Genomic DNA, 13,328 nt, shown 5'->3' with positions numbered 1-13,328 from the left:
GCCCTGTGCCTTACTGCAACACTTCTGGCAAGGTCACTACATTAAACTTACCAGACTCTTCAGCCAGTTGATTCAATAAATAGGCATGCCCTATTCCGTAGAAAACCACAATTCGTGCATCAGGTTCAGGCGATACCGACAGTATATTGTTAAGGATCTTGAGATTACGAGCGTACCAGGAGCCCACCCAATTGGCACCCGGGTGGAAGCCATCTGCCCTGACCTGCGCAATATCAAAGTACACTTGGTGAAACTCTGCCAAGATGCGCGGCGAATTAATATTAATTAACCACTCAGTGATAGTCTGCTCTGACATATCATTGACGTTTTGCTTATCGGCAGGATTAGTAATACGATCTAACGCATCCTGCATGCCATGCGCCTGAGCAAAAGACGGCCAGTCATAATTGCTGATATCACCCGGCGGGTTGTTGTTCCAGTCAACCCCATAGATCTTATCTAGTTCAGCTCTTTTACCCAGTCGATAACCGAGTTGATGCTGTTCTCCCCGACGCAACGCTAGATTGTCATTCAGATAACGGCGGTAGGCTTCATCGATCTGTTCCTGGGCTGTCGCGGGAAACTCCACAGCAATATGCGTAGGTGCATATTCTGACTCGAGCATTGCAACAAATTCAGTCATCTGCTGCTGCCTCTGTGACGTCATGATATCTTCTACTTCAAAGTTGATCTCATCGCGGCCCGGCGAGTCAAAATGGACAGTACCAATGATAAGCAATGTTGGCAAAGGTGAAGTATCATCAGCTTGACTAAACGGCGAAATGATCGCTATTAGCAACATAAAACCAGCTAATACCTGAAGTGTAAGACGGCCTCGAACGCGTTTAATCGTCTCTATTATCATCGCTCCTCCTGACCACACTGCATCTCCGTGGCCTCATACCCCCAAGTGACCGTCGCTACCCCCTGATGTTCCCAGTAGGATTCATTTCTGCCCTGATAACGCGTGCCACTGGCACTGGACTGGAGGTACATCAATGAATGACTGTCGTTGTACTCAGCAATCATTGTCGGTGTTTCGCTTGCAAAGAATGTCACCACAAGCTCACTGGCTGGACTGGTATTGCAGGTCATGCTAAGCGGCCCGATTTTGTTGACCAATTGATAGGTGGCCTGAAGTCCTGCAATGCGTCGATTGTATTCGCTTTCGACACAAGAGCGCCTGTCTGTGTCTTGCCAGCATGCGTCACGACCTTTAATCCAGCCCCTCTGCTCAGCCCTTAACATAGCAGTTTCATCAACTGGAGTTTGAGCTATTGCGGCCGCGAAAACACTGGCCAGTTGACGATCCAGGGCTGACAACTCCGTATCAATGCAGATCAGGGCTTCGATGGTTCCCGGCGTGACTTCACTGCACGCAAAGGAAGGTCCCGTAGCAGACGCTTGCGATGAACTTGCTAGCGAAGCGTTCGCAATGAAGGCTGACGGCGGCGGTTCGACTAATGTTTGAATGTACTGGCACCACGCTGGCGTATCACGTTCAGGAACATCAGCATTACCTCTGACACCAAGCCGAAATTCAACCACTGACTTCCATTCATCAGACCCCGTATCAGGTCCATGGCCTTGCCCGTCGCCTGTTTGAACCGCTGCGTTTATCGAGTCATACCAGGCCGCCGTACATAGTTGTGGAGAAGCGGCAATGCCCGGCGTACCAGACACTTCCTGATTGCCCTGTGAGCAAGCAAAAAGAGTCAACGACAATGCCATTGCAGAAAGAAATAATTTGATGTGTCTCATTAAATCACCATGTTAAACCACTGTTGATTTCTTAAATAACCAATAAGCTCATCCCGAAACCGGACAGCACGAACTGACAGCGTTCGCTGATTCGGCCAAAGCAGACAGATTTCGCGTGGCACTCCGCTCCAGGATGGTAAAACACGTCTTAATTCTCCGTTTTCCAACTCCGCATGAACCATACTCAGAGGCAATAACGCTATGCCTGCTCCAGCTTTTACCAGGTTCAAGGAGACATTCATGTCATTGCTGATATGGTTATGCTTTTTATGACACCGATAGGTTTCATTGCCTTTTATTAAATGCCAGTCGCTAAACAGTTGAGCCGCAATACTTGGCAATGCCTCCAGATCATTAAGATCTTCAGGTTCCAGTTCCCGGGCATTGGCTGCTGCAACCAGCACCGGCGTGATCGTTCCGATTTTCTTTTGAATTAATGATGAGTTCTGTTGCGGCCCCGACCGAATGGCAATATCCACCTGATGAGAAATAACGTCATCAGAAGGATCTCCCAGAATAACATTCAGGGAAATTCCGCTGTTATTGGCAATAAATGATTTCCAGAAAGCATCAAGCGGCCCACTGCCAATATTTGTGGGAGCCATGACTCTCAGCTCACCTTCCAGGCTATTGAGGGAGTCCTCCAGGTTGGAAAGTCGCAGACCCAGTTCGTGGATATAACCTGCTGACTCATCATAATAAGCTATTCCTGCGGGCGTTAGCGTCAGACCTTTGTTGGACCGGTGAAACAATTCACAACCCAGTTTCTGCTCCAGCTCATGAACTCGCCTCGACACAGTCGCCAGCGTCATACCCAGGTGCTCTGCGGCTTTACTCAGGCTCTGTTGCTCAGCAGCAACGACAAATATTCTTAAATTATCCAGCATAGCCTTTCATATTTGCAATTGATAGTAACAATATTGCATATATACAGTCTTTTTGAAAGGCAATAAGGTGTGTCTCGACAACAGAGAAACACAGGAGAAATGAAAAATGAAACACAGGTTTATTTTTGCCGTCTTGATGTCATGGGTGCTGACCTTTTTTATGTCTGCATGGGTGACATTCATCAACATTGGCCTGGTTGCTGACTTTACAGACTACTGGCTACCTGCCTGGCTGCTGGCCTGGCCAGCAGCAGGAGTTGTGTCGTTTACTTGTGGGCCCACGGTCCAGCAATTGTCGCTCAAAATCACCAGAAAACTTTAAACCTTGAGCACTGCGGGATTGTATAAACCCTGCTTTCTCCAACCACTTTTCAAAGGCAACATAACTTTCTGCAAGCGCATCATAGGGACCAAAATGGACACCGTTGACCACAGTGCCGCCTTCCAGAAAGCCACTTTGCATGTCATCCATGATTAAGTTTGGTGTATGTTCGTATCGCTAAAAGTTACTGACCCAATTGCTCCAGCGCAGTATAGATCTCTTCTTGTAGCATTCCTGGACGGAACAGCCCGATCGCAATATCGCCAGAAAGGGCGTTTGTTTGCAAATATCGCCCATCATGCTTTCGGGCAGCAAATCCTGCCCGAATTTCTGGCGATGTTTCACTTGGTCTCTCTATAATGTTCAAGAAGAAGTAGAAATTCCCATATATGACAACGCCTAAAAGTCTAATGTCTGTAAAGTTTTCAAACGCAGAGAGTTCCCGTTCACGAGCCTCTTCATTTCTAGCATATAGGGTTTCCTTCTCTCTGTAGAAGTTGTCGTCCATATAGCCACGCAAATCAGCCAAAGAAGACGCATTTTTTCTCGCTAAAAAGAACTCTCGAGTAAACATTTCCTCCTCAGAGAGTTCCCTGTCTGGATCATCCTCCAGCAACCAAGAGCTAGATAGATTTAATTGGACAGAAAACTCAAACGTGACAGGGTTTTGATTAGTTGAGGAATTCCCCGAGTTAGTTGACGGAGTAACATTCGAAGTTGCTGGAAAGAATGTCAGTTTCGCTCTGTATACTGACCCGGTCTCCCCTAACTTGCTCATCTCCAAATCAATCTCTTGGGAAATTGATACTGATGTTACTGCACTGGCCAGAATAAACACGGCAATTTTTAAAAGCGGTGGCTTACTGAAATTCATAATCATCCCATTCCACGCCGGTCGAAAAGGCTAGCGTGCTAACGCTTTAGCGACCAGATAATGCGGTCCAACGTTTTCGATGACAAACTCCTCAGACAATTCCTGGTAGCCCTGTTTTGTATAGAACCCAATCGCTACCGAGCGGGCATTGGCCCATACCCGATCACAACCACAGGATTGCAGGTAGCTCTCCGCTGCATTAAGCAGTAAAACGCCTATACCCTGACCGCGAGCACTTGTGTCTATGGCCATGGCCCTTAGCTGATAGGGATTATGGGCAGAGATGGATGCGTTGCCCTGCTGATAGACGGAAACGATACCCACGATCTGGTCTTGGTGATTTAGCGCGCCAAAATGCCGGGTCTGCGGAGCATCGTCGCCGTCAAAATGACAGGTGGATATCGGTTTGCCCGGGCGAAGTACTTTACTTCTCAGGTTGAGGGTATCGGCCGAGGGTATCTGCTCAATCTTCATAGTCAGCTTTTATCTCCTGAATCCACTCCAAAGCCTTCCGTTCATGATCCTTGATGAACGAATCTTTACCATCAATATAAGCATCCATATCATTCGGGTGTTGTGCCACTAATCGTTCCTTCAGCTTACTATAGGATTGAGCAATGTGAGGATGAGCTAGCAAATAATCACGGTATGCCAGATGCCGCATGGCACCATGAGAACCTAACTCAAAGGCATGAACCTGAAACTTCCGGATCCCATGCGCATTATTCAAGCGGTAATAGCGGCGTTCAGGAATACCAAATTCCCCCATCGCTTCGTAGCCCAATGTTTCCATTGCCGTTTTTTGGCTGTCCAGGGGCTCAAGGTCTGACACTTCAAGCAAAATATCAATAATGGGCTTGGCTTTGATGTCAGGAATGGAAGTACTGCCGATGTGATAAATATTGGCAATCGTTTCACCGAGTGAATCCTGAATTCTTTGACTCTCGTGTTTGAATTCATCGGGCCAGGCCGAATTGAAGTTAGATAGCTTAATCATCGTTTAACCTAGCTATATTATAAAACAACTCATAAACCTTTTTTCTGGCTTCTAGGTAATCATGTGAATAGTCGTCACTTGGTACCAGGATTAACTGGCTATTGATTATGGATGGTTCAAACTTCTCTTCTTCAAGTATCAAAGAAAGTTCCTTCAGGTTCGTCTCATCAGCATGACCTTTATGCCGTCCCTGGGTTCGAGCTCTGATACGAAATCGAGTTAATGCTAATGATGGTGGTATGACACAGTGTGCATGAATTACAGGACGACTAATGAGCATCTCACTCAAAGCTTCCCCATCATCACTCCTGAAAGCACTTTCTAATATAAAGGAGTTTCCTCTCGCCACATGACATCTTACATCACGACATAACTGGTTAAAGCTAATTTTACCCAAGCGTTTCGACCACGCCCTGTCATCTATACCAAATTTATCAAACAGTCTCTCCTTGTAGTCATCTTTAGAAAGCAAAGGAATGTTGATTTTTGATGCCAGCCATTGTGCAACAGTTGTTTTTCCGGAAGCAGGAGAGCCTGATACGACGATTACAGGAGACATAATAAAAACATAATTCCGGTCAGGTTGATATGAATCCAGCCAAAATTGAATGTACATCATTCAAACCAACTACCGCTTTGACATCATCTTCAGGTTGATCAAAATTATCATTCTCAACCCAAATTGCCCGCATACCTAATGCGATGGCGGGTTCAATATCAGAGCAAGGGTTATCGCCAACGAAAACCGCCTCTTCAGGGGCAACAGAAAGCTGGTGAAGACAGGTTTGAAAAATTATGGGATCTGGTTTTTTACAGCCTATAGATTCAGAGATGCAGATAGATGAAAAGTATTTTGCTATTCCGCTATTCTCTAGTTTTGCCAATTGCACGCTTGTTCGCCCGTTACTGACGACCCCTAGGTGGAATTGCAGACTCAATGTCTGCAATACTTGATGTACTCCCTCAAACAGTACGGGAAATTTCCCATAGTGGGTATACAAATCTTCAAGCAACAGTTCAACCACTGGGATATCTGGAAAAGAGATCTCATTTAAAGCTGAAATATATGCTTTCTTTTTATTAGCGTAACCATTGTTTTGGTGGCGTATACACGCCTCTACAAAAGAGGCTTTATCTATACTATGTAATACCGAAAAACGTTGATGCTGCTCCAATAAGAACTGCCGCATCATCTCGGAGCGATCGATAAGAGTCTCATCCAGATCGAACAGTATTGCTTTTATCAATCGAATGCTCCTAACAATATTAAATATTACCTTTCACCGTTGCTGCTCTGAATAAACTCAATCCGATTGCCGAATGGATCATAAGAAAACGCTCGTATTACACCAGGAATATTATGATCCTCAGAGACTACGTAACCTTCTTTTTAAAGTTTGGTAATCAGGTGTTCAAGATCGGAAACAACCAATGCCGGATGAGCTTTCCTTGCTGGTAAGAAATTATCCTCGACACCAAGATGAATTTTGACGTATTTATTTTCAAACCAGGCACCGCCCCGCTTTGCCAACTTAGCAGGCTTGGGTGTTTCTGGAATACCAAGAATTCCCTCGTAAAAAATTCTCGCTTTATCTTCTTCACCCTGTGGCATCACCAACTGAACATGATCAATAGCAAGCACATCCATAGCATTATCTCCCAAGGTCTGTTTTTGAGAATACCTCAGTGGGCGTCCCCTGATGAAACCTCATCTGCCACGCCCCATTAATACGCTGCCATAATGATGATCGATGTGAATACCTGTTTAAGGAACCATCTGATCGTACACGAGCACAACGATAAGTGAGAAGGTAGAGGTCATCATTAATTTGCTGGCAAGAATAATCCTGCGACCAGACGTCTGTTTCCTTTTCAGAGGACAGCGCATCAATGATTTCCTGCTTGGTGAATATCTGACCAGATCGACCTATCTCTGTAAAGGAATCATGTAGCAGTGCAGCCAGCCGATGTGCACTTTTCCGCACACCGGCCTGGTGCAATTCTTTTTCCAGTGCTTTTAGCTCAGAAAGCACTGCTGCAATCACTCAACCCGCTTCATCGCACAGATTTTGTTGCCCGCTGGATCCAGCAGGTAAGCCAGGTACAGTTTCCGACCGCTGCCTTCACGAATACCGGGTGCATCCTCGATATCCGTCCCGCCACTTGCCAGGCCCGCTTTGTGCCAGGCATCAATCTCTTCGGTTGATTTTGCAGCAAAACCAATGGTGCTGCCATTACCCTTACAGGCAGGTTTACCATCAATCGGGACGCTGAGCGCAAAGATACCCGCCTCTCCAAAGTAGAAACAACGGCCTTTTTCATCAATTACGCCTGGTTTGTATCCCAGCACTTCCATAATGGCATCATAGAATTTCTTGGATTCCTGAATATCGTTGGCGCCGAGCATAACGTGGCTGAACATATGTCTTCCTTATAGGTTGGTTATCTTAACGTTGAACCGAGGATACCATCTTAAGCAGCAAAGGTCCGTCAATCAGCTCAATGGGTTTTCCTTGAGCAAATGCAATGGCTTCAGGTGTGTAGTAGCCACAACTCACTATTTTCACTGTCGCCGCCTGCTCAGCCGTCATGATGCCAAACATTTCGCGAACGATTTTTACGCCGACTTTCTGGAATTTCCATTGCTTACACTGCACCAGGTGGGTTTGTCCTGCTTTTCTCAGGCATATATCCACGCCGCCGTCAGCACCGGTAGAGGTATTTTCTTCCACTGCATACCCCTGACGACGATAGGCTTCAGCAACAAGGTACTCCAGTTCTCGCCAGGACAGTTGGCGAATCGTGTGCAGACTACGCTGAGTTTCCAGTAGTTTTTTCTTTTTTCTGCCCAGAAAATAAGAGGGAAAAGTCGGCAACAGAAAGACCAGACCTATCATATAAGAAATTTGTGAAAGGCCCTGTGCAAAAGGTCCAAAATAGGGATGATTAGCGAATAACCAGGGAAACAGATATTCAACCCCGAGATAAACCAGCAGCGCGAAAACCACACTGAACCACCACGGTAGCAGTATCATCAGATCCAGAAAGTCATCGTTACGACGTCTCGGCATGAAAGCATTCCTCGCTATATTTGTCTGGTTGGCGGGAAATGTCTTAATACCCTGCCAGGAGCGTTACCTATGCATTAACGCGCAGCAAACAAACTTATTTCATCATCCGTGATGTTCCAGAGATTACCGCATATCAACGGCTCAGCGCCAGGCGCTAGAAAACACTTAATCCCGACAAACTGGCGATCAAACCCGTTGGCCAGATGCCCAATAACACCACAGTACCGCTGGTGAGCAGCAGCGTGGCAGTGACAGCCAGAGGAAGACCGCCCTGCTCACTCTCGCCAGACGGGGATTGCACCAGCAGGTAGACAACGCGTAAATAATAGAAAATACCGATACCGCTGCCAATCACCAGCATCGCCAGTAACAACCAGAGCTGGCCTGTCACACCGGCCTGAATCACATAAAATTTGCCGATAAAGCCCATGGTCAGAGGAATGCCCGCCAGACTTAACATGACAATCATCAGGGGCAATGCCACCCAGGGACGCTGCCAGAACAGTCCCTGGTAGCTGGCCAGTTGATCCTGTTCGTTAGTACTGCTGGACAGCGCCGAGACTACAGCAAAACCAGCCAGTGTAGTGAACACATAAGCCGCCATGTAATAGGTTACCGCTTCGGCAGCCGCACTGCTGGCCATACTGCCAGCAGCCACCATGACAATCATGACGTAACCCAGATGAGCAATGGACGAATACGCCAGCAATCGTTTGATATTTTTCTGCAACAGAGCCAGCAGGTTACCCACGACCATCGACAATGCAGCCAATACCGTAACTGTACTGAGCAAACCATCAATCTCGTAAGCCTGACTGGCCAGTACAAGACGCAAGACCACTGCCACCATGGCGGCTTTCGATGCCGTGGCAATGAAGGTGGTGGCAGGCACAGGCGCGCCTTCATACACATCTGGTGTCCACATGTGGAATGGCACCAGTGACAGTTTAAAAGCAATACCAGCAACAGCCATCATCCAGCCGGTAATGACAATGGGGTTACCCTGCCCGGCTTCGACCAGTCGCTGTGGTATTTCACTAAACAGCAAGGTGCCTGTCTGGGTATAGATCAGGGCAATACCGAACAGGATCATAGCCGAGGACGCGCCGGATAACAGCAGGTACTTGATACCCGCTTCCAGTGGAAATTTCGCCGCACCTGGTTGCTGTACAGTGTAGGCAATCATGCCGTACAAACAGATGCTGAGAATTTCCATACCCAGGAAAAAACTCACAATATGCTGACTGCATGCCAGCACCACACCCCCTAATGTTGCCATTAACAACAGCAGGTAGAATTCCTCATTGCGGGACTGTTCCCCCTCAAAATACGGATAGGACAGCGCAGTCACTGCCAAAGCGCTAATGATCACCAGCGTGGAGAAAAACAGGCTGTAATCATCCATCACTAACAGCTCAGTGGCTTGCCTGGCGTCGGCAGGGCTGATGAACAGGAAGATCAACAGAGAAATTGCCAATCCTGCCATCGTCAGCCCATACGTCAGTTTATGGCCCCGGCGAAAGGCGATCACCAGCATCACTACCAGGGTACTGAGCCCCAGCATAATGATTTGCGACAGATTAATGAGGACATCAATGCTCATCAGCGCGCTCCTGTCGACATATCAAGACCCAGGTTCATCAGCCCGGACTCAGCCAGGGCCAACATGCTTTGCGGATAGAGTCCCATCCATACCAGCCCCAGCATCATGGCAATGTAACAGGCCATTTCCGTTTTTCTCAGGTCAGCCACATCACCGTACTGCTGTTTGGGCTCACCATGGAAAGTGCGCTGAATGACGATCAGTGAGTAGATGGCAGCAACGATCAATCCACCCGTAGCAAAGACCGTAATGGTGACACTGCGCTGGAAACTGCCCAGCAGCACCAGAAACTCACCGATAAAGTTACCCAAACCGGGCATGCCGACAGCCGCCACAGTAAAGAACAGCGCCATGAAACTTAATTTTGGCATCACCCCCCAAAGCCCGCCCATTTGTCGCATGTCGCGGGTATGCAGACGATGCTGCAATCCGCCTGCCACCATAAACAAGGCTGCCGCACTAAAACCGTGAGCCAGCATGGTCATCACAGCCCCTTGCGCAGACTGTGCATTCCAGGCATAGATACCCAGCATGACGAAACCCATGTGACTGACTGAGGTATAGGCAATCAAACGTTTCAGGTCGTCCTGGGCAAACGCCACTTTGGCGGTGTAAAGAATACTGATGGCACCCAGGGTCATGGCAACCGGAGCGAAGGCGGCACTTTCTTCAGGAAACAGACCCTGGGCGAAGCGCAGCAGGCCGTAGGCGCCCGTCTTCAGCAAGATACCGGCCAGGATGACAGAACCAGCTGTAGGTGCCTGGCTGTGCGCATCCGGCAACCAGTTATGTAATGGCACCGTTGGCAATTTGGTAGCAAACGCGATGAAGAAACCCAGCATTAACCAGAAACCGACTTCTGTCGTGAACTCTCCATCAAGCAAGGCAAAATAATTAAAGGTCAGTGCCCCGCTAGTCTGGTAGTGAGCGAATACCAGGCCCAGCATGGCCACCAGCATCAGCAGGCCGCTGACCTGGGTGAAGATAAAAAACTTCATCGCGGCGTAGGACTTGTTCTCATGCCCCCAGATGGCAATGATGAAATACATCGGTACCAGCATGACTTCCCAGAACACAAAGAACAGGAACAGATCCAGTGCGCTGAACACACCAATGACACCGGTCAGTGTCCATAACAGGTTCAGGTAGAAAAAACCGCTGCGTTCAGTGATTTCATGCCAGGCGGCACCAAGAGACATCAGCCCCAGGAATACGGTCAGAATAATCAACAATAAGCTGAGCCCATCAGCACCGAAAATAAAGCTGATGCCCAACTGAGGAATCCAGTCCGCCTGGAACAGGACTAACCACTCACCTTCCTGACCGATGCTGATCTGATTCGTTGCATCCGCCCCCATCGTGGCTGGAAAAAAGAGGACAAGTAACAACAGACCCAAATCCAGCAGCAGCGCGCCGAGTGCGATCACCCTGGGCAGCATGGGGTTGCTGCGCTCGGCAATGACTGCCGCTATGCCTCCGACAAACAGAATCAGCATTAACCAGATCAGTATCATGCGAACACTCCTATACTGACCAGCAACAGAAGTCCTACGCCGACGCAGAATACATACCAGCGCAGGTGACCAGTCTGGGTATCGGACAGCAGACCATGGGCAAAGCGGGCAAGCCCTGCGGTGCCGTTATAAAAAGCATCCACAAAGTCTCGCCGGTTGATGCGGGATAACCAGACATAGGGTTTAATAAACAGTAATGAATAAAGCCAGTCCATGCCCCACTGGCTGAAGAAGAAACGATGCAGTGTTTTGCCCATGCCATCTGTCGCCAGGCGATCACTGATATCCTTGCGTTTCACAAACAGATACCAGGCAAGCAGGATGCCCAGCATAGGGACTGCAATCATAATGATTTGATAATGCAGTGCCGGATGGGCTTCATGCTCAGCATGGGGGAAAACACTATCCAGCGGTAGCGCTATATAGCCACCCAGAATGGAAAACACCGCCAGAATGACCAGGGGCAGTTGCAGGTTGCTGCCTTTCATTTCTTCGGCGGCATGCCTTTTCTCACCGAAGAACACCAAAAATAGCAAACGGAAACTGTATAAACCTGTCAGAAAAGCGCCAGTCAGCCCACCCAGCCAGAGCAGATACCCGCCATCTGGAGAAGCCAGCGCCTCTGCCAGAATTTCTTCCTTGCTGAAGAAACCGGAAGTAAACGGTAACGCCGTCAATGCCAGACAGCCAATCAGGAACATCCAGAAACAGAATGGCAAATCTCGCCTGAGGCCACCCATCTTGAAAATATTCTGTTCATGATGCATCGACAGAATGATTGAACCGGCCGTCAGGAACAGCAGCGCCTTGAAAAAGGCATGCGTCATCAGGTGGAAAACCGCACTGCTCCAGGCACCCACGCCCAGGGCCAGGAACATGTAACCGATCTGGCTGACCGTGGAAAACGCCAACACTTTTTTAATGTCGTTTTGCACCAGGGCCGTGAACCCGGCCATCAGCAAGGTCAGCACGCCGATCACGCCGACCAGATACTGCACACTCGGCGCCAGCTCATAAAACACATGGGTACGGGCAATCAGATAAACACCCGCGGTCACCATGGTCGCGGCGTGAATCAACGCAGAAATCGGCGTGGGGCCAGCCATGGCATCGGGCAACCAGGTTTGAAGCGGTAACTGAGCCGACTTGCCCACAGCCCCGCCCAGCAACAATAACGTAATTGCGACTGCCATGCCGGATCCCGGTTGCCACTGGCTCTCTGCCGTCGACATGGCCGCCTGGATATCCAGCGTGCCCAGGCTCATAAAGATCAGGAAAAGCCCCAGCGCCATCGAGGCATCACCCACTCGCGTCATGACAAAGGCCTTTCGGGCCGCATAGCCGTTATGGGGGTCCTTGTACCAGAAGCCAATCAACAGATACGAGCACAGTCCGACACCTTCCCAGCCCATGAACAGCAACAGCAGGTTATCCCCCAGCACCAGAATCAGCATCGCCGCAACAAAGAGGTTCATGTAGCAGAAGAAACGCGCAAATCCCGGATCGTCTTTCATATAGCCGGTGGCATAGACATGAATCAGAAAACCCACACCGGTAATGATGAACATCATCACCAGCGACAGACCATCCAGATAAAAGCTGAATCCGGCAGAAAAATCCCCGACACGGAGCCAGGTCCATAACGTCTGGGTATAGGCTATGCCCTCACCTGTCGGCTCCATGTTCAGGTAACTGACGCCCACCAGACAGGCCACCAAAAACGACAGACCAATGGATCCGGCACCCACAAGTCCCGCGGCGAACGGCGGCATCTTTCCTGCGCTCAGCATAAGAGCGAGGAAGCCGATGAACGGTATTGTCGGAACCAGCCAAAGTAAGTCCAGCATTTGTTCTCTCTTTCAGCCTCAGAAGTAAGTGCCTGTGTTTCCGGCCCTCGAGTCAGGGTTCTATGTCTTCGTTCTAGCTTAAAACCTAATTCATGGCCTTGAGTGCCAACGTCACCTCATTAATTGTCACAAGTCATCCTTTCATCTCGCTCAACACATCAAGATCCACCGTCCCATGTCGCCGGAACAGCTGCAGTACCAGTGCCAGGCCGACGGCGACTTCTGCTGCAGCCAGGGTGAGGATGAGCAGGAACATGACCTGGCCGTCGACGTTGCCCCAGCGGGAGGCTCCGACGATAAATGCCAGGCCAGCCGCGTTGAGCATGACTTCAAGGGACAGCAGTGCGAATACCAGGTTGCGCCGGACCAGCAAGCCGGCCAGCCCGAGCAGAAACAGGATGGCAGCGAGGATGAGGCCATGACTCATCGGGACTGCCTGCATGGTGACGCTG

General features: G+C 49.1%; 17 protein-coding genes. 1 reads left to right on the top strand and 16 read right to left on the bottom strand.

What is annotated here, in order from left to right:
- Positions 1–10: 10 nt before the first annotated feature.
- Genes PSCS_RS05000 through PSCS_RS04990 form a run of 3 tightly spaced genes read right to left on the bottom strand, consistent with a single transcriptional unit; the run spans position 11 to position 2,648 of the window.
- Positions 11–865: a DUF5694 domain-containing protein gene (locus tag PSCS_RS05000; protein WP_068810697.1), complete on the bottom strand. Its 855-nt coding sequence runs from the start codon at positions 863–865 to the stop codon at positions 11–13.
- Positions 862–1,761 (bottom strand): MliC family protein, encoded by a 900-nt coding sequence (locus tag PSCS_RS04995; RefSeq protein ID WP_068810696.1) that lies wholly within the window; start codon positions 1,759–1,761, stop codon positions 862–864. The genes PSCS_RS05000 and PSCS_RS04995 overlap by 4 nt, the downstream gene beginning before the upstream one ends.
- The gene (locus tag PSCS_RS04990; RefSeq protein ID WP_068810695.1) at positions 1,761–2,648 is read right to left on the bottom strand and encodes a LysR family transcriptional regulator; all 888 of its coding nucleotides are present in this window, start codon (positions 2,646–2,648) and stop codon (positions 1,761–1,763) included. Before PSCS_RS04990 ends, PSCS_RS04995 begins: the two co-directional genes overlap by 1 nt.
- A gap of 106 nt (positions 2,649–2,754) precedes the next feature.
- Here PSCS_RS04990 and PSCS_RS04985 point away from each other — a divergent pair, with 106 nt between their 5' ends.
- Positions 2,755–2,970 (top strand): DUF2798 domain-containing protein, encoded by a 216-nt coding sequence (locus PSCS_RS04985; RefSeq protein WP_068810694.1) that lies wholly within the window; start codon positions 2,755–2,757, stop codon positions 2,968–2,970.
- A gap of 184 nt (positions 2,971–3,154) precedes the next feature.
- On the opposite strand, the gene PSCS_RS04980 is transcribed toward PSCS_RS04985, so the two are convergent.
- The 13 genes from PSCS_RS04980 to nuoK all read right to left on the bottom strand — a co-directional run bounded on the left by PSCS_RS04980 (position 3,155) and on the right by nuoK (position 13,318).
- On the bottom strand, positions 3,155–3,844 hold the full coding sequence (locus PSCS_RS04980) for a hypothetical protein (protein WP_157885627.1): 690 nt from the start codon (positions 3,842–3,844) through the stop codon (positions 3,155–3,157).
- A gap of 30 nt (positions 3,845–3,874) precedes the next feature.
- A complete protein-coding gene (locus tag PSCS_RS04975) occupies positions 3,875–4,318 on the bottom strand; it encodes a GNAT family N-acetyltransferase (protein ID WP_068810692.1) in 444 nt (147 codons plus the stop codon).
- Complete coding sequence (locus PSCS_RS04970) at positions 4,308–4,841, bottom strand: GrpB family protein (RefSeq protein WP_068810691.1); 534 nt, start codon at positions 4,839–4,841, stop codon at positions 4,308–4,310. The genes PSCS_RS04975 and PSCS_RS04970 overlap by 11 nt, the downstream gene beginning before the upstream one ends.
- Positions 4,834–5,400, bottom strand: coding sequence for an AAA family ATPase (locus PSCS_RS04965; RefSeq protein ID WP_068810690.1), 567 nt, complete (start codon positions 5,398–5,400; stop codon positions 4,834–4,836). The genes PSCS_RS04970 and PSCS_RS04965 overlap by 8 nt, the downstream gene beginning before the upstream one ends.
- A gap of 19 nt (positions 5,401–5,419) precedes the next feature.
- Entirely contained in the window at positions 5,420–6,088 is a 669-nt protein-coding gene (locus PSCS_RS04960) for an HAD family hydrolase (protein ID WP_068893812.1), read from the bottom strand.
- Positions 6,089–6,231: 143 nt separating this feature from the next.
- Positions 6,232–6,489, bottom strand: a complete 258-nt coding sequence (locus PSCS_RS04955; protein WP_317621781.1) for a VOC family protein — start codon at positions 6,487–6,489, stop codon at positions 6,232–6,234.
- A gap of 4 nt (positions 6,490–6,493) precedes the next feature.
- Complete coding sequence (locus PSCS_RS04950) at positions 6,494–6,886, bottom strand: nuclear transport factor 2 family protein (RefSeq protein ID WP_082866734.1); 393 nt, start codon at positions 6,884–6,886, stop codon at positions 6,494–6,496.
- Positions 6,883–7,263: a VOC family protein gene (locus PSCS_RS04945; RefSeq protein ID WP_068810688.1), complete on the bottom strand. Its 381-nt coding sequence runs from the start codon at positions 7,261–7,263 to the stop codon at positions 6,883–6,885. The genes PSCS_RS04950 and PSCS_RS04945 overlap by 4 nt, the downstream gene beginning before the upstream one ends.
- 25 nt (positions 7,264–7,288) lie before the next feature.
- Positions 7,289–7,912 (bottom strand): restriction endonuclease, encoded by a 624-nt coding sequence (locus PSCS_RS04940; protein WP_068810687.1) that lies wholly within the window; start codon positions 7,910–7,912, stop codon positions 7,289–7,291.
- Positions 7,913–8,066: 154 nt separating this feature from the next.
- Complete coding sequence (locus PSCS_RS04935; protein ID WP_068810686.1) at positions 8,067–9,515, bottom strand: NADH-quinone oxidoreductase subunit N; 1,449 nt, start codon at positions 9,513–9,515, stop codon at positions 8,067–8,069.
- Positions 9,515–11,029, bottom strand: coding sequence for an NADH-quinone oxidoreductase subunit M (gene nuoM, locus PSCS_RS04930; RefSeq protein ID WP_068810685.1), 1,515 nt, complete (start codon positions 11,027–11,029; stop codon positions 9,515–9,517). Before nuoM ends, PSCS_RS04935 begins: the two co-directional genes overlap by 1 nt.
- Positions 11,026–12,873 (bottom strand): NADH-quinone oxidoreductase subunit L, encoded by a 1,848-nt coding sequence (nuoL, locus tag PSCS_RS04925; protein WP_317621784.1) that lies wholly within the window; start codon positions 12,871–12,873, stop codon positions 11,026–11,028. The genes nuoM and nuoL overlap by 4 nt, the downstream gene beginning before the upstream one ends.
- 136 nt (positions 12,874–13,009) lie before the next feature.
- Positions 13,010–13,318, bottom strand: coding sequence for an NADH-quinone oxidoreductase subunit NuoK (gene nuoK / locus PSCS_RS04920; protein ID WP_068810748.1), 309 nt, complete (start codon positions 13,316–13,318; stop codon positions 13,010–13,012).
- Positions 13,319–13,328 lie beyond the last annotated feature (10 nt).

Origin of the sequence: Pseudohongiella nitratireducens (assembly GCF_001642735.1) — a bacterium.
Lineage (GTDB): Bacteria > Pseudomonadota > Gammaproteobacteria > Pseudomonadales > Pseudohongiellaceae > Pseudohongiella > Pseudohongiella nitratireducens.
The sequence above is the reverse complement of the archived record's forward strand: the minus strand, read 5'-3'. Positions and strand labels throughout refer to the sequence as shown.

Coding starts and splice junctions, on each gene's coding strand:
- PSCS_RS05000 (WP_068810697.1), bottom strand. CDS start 865: ATGATAATAGAGACGATTAAACGCGTTCGAGGCCGTCTTACACTTCAG.
- PSCS_RS04995 (WP_068810696.1), bottom strand. CDS start 1,761: ATGAGACACATCAAATTATTTCTTTCTGCAATGGCATTGTCGTTGACT.
- PSCS_RS04990 (WP_068810695.1), bottom strand. CDS start 2,648: ATGCTGGATAATTTAAGAATATTTGTCGTTGCTGCTGAGCAACAGAGC.
- PSCS_RS04985 (WP_068810694.1), top strand. CDS start 2,755: ATGAAACACAGGTTTATTTTTGCCGTCTTGATGTCATGGGTGCTGACC.
- PSCS_RS04980 (WP_157885627.1), bottom strand. CDS start 3,844: ATGAATTTCAGTAAGCCACCGCTTTTAAAAATTGCCGTGTTTATTCTG.
- PSCS_RS04975 (WP_068810692.1), bottom strand. CDS start 4,318: ATGAAGATTGAGCAGATACCCTCGGCCGATACCCTCAACCTGAGAAGT.
- PSCS_RS04970 (WP_068810691.1), bottom strand. CDS start 4,841: ATGATTAAGCTATCTAACTTCAATTCGGCCTGGCCCGATGAATTCAAA.
- PSCS_RS04965 (WP_068810690.1), bottom strand. CDS start 5,400: ATGTCTCCTGTAATCGTCGTATCAGGCTCTCCTGCTTCCGGAAAAACA.
- PSCS_RS04955 (WP_317621781.1), bottom strand. CDS start 6,489: ATGGATGTGCTTGCTATTGATCATGTTCAGTTGGTGATGCCACAGGGT.
- PSCS_RS04945 (WP_068810688.1), bottom strand. CDS start 7,263: ATGTTCAGCCACGTTATGCTCGGCGCCAACGATATTCAGGAATCCAAG.
- PSCS_RS04940 (WP_068810687.1), bottom strand. CDS start 7,912: ATGCCGAGACGTCGTAACGATGACTTTCTGGATCTGATGATACTGCTA.
- PSCS_RS04935 (WP_068810686.1), bottom strand. CDS start 9,515: ATGAGCATTGATGTCCTCATTAATCTGTCGCAAATCATTATGCTGGGG.
- nuoM (WP_068810685.1), bottom strand. CDS start 11,029: ATGATACTGATCTGGTTAATGCTGATTCTGTTTGTCGGAGGCATAGCG.
- nuoK (WP_068810748.1), bottom strand. CDS start 13,318: ATGCAGGCAGTCCCGATGAGTCATGGCCTCATCCTCGCTGCCATCCTG.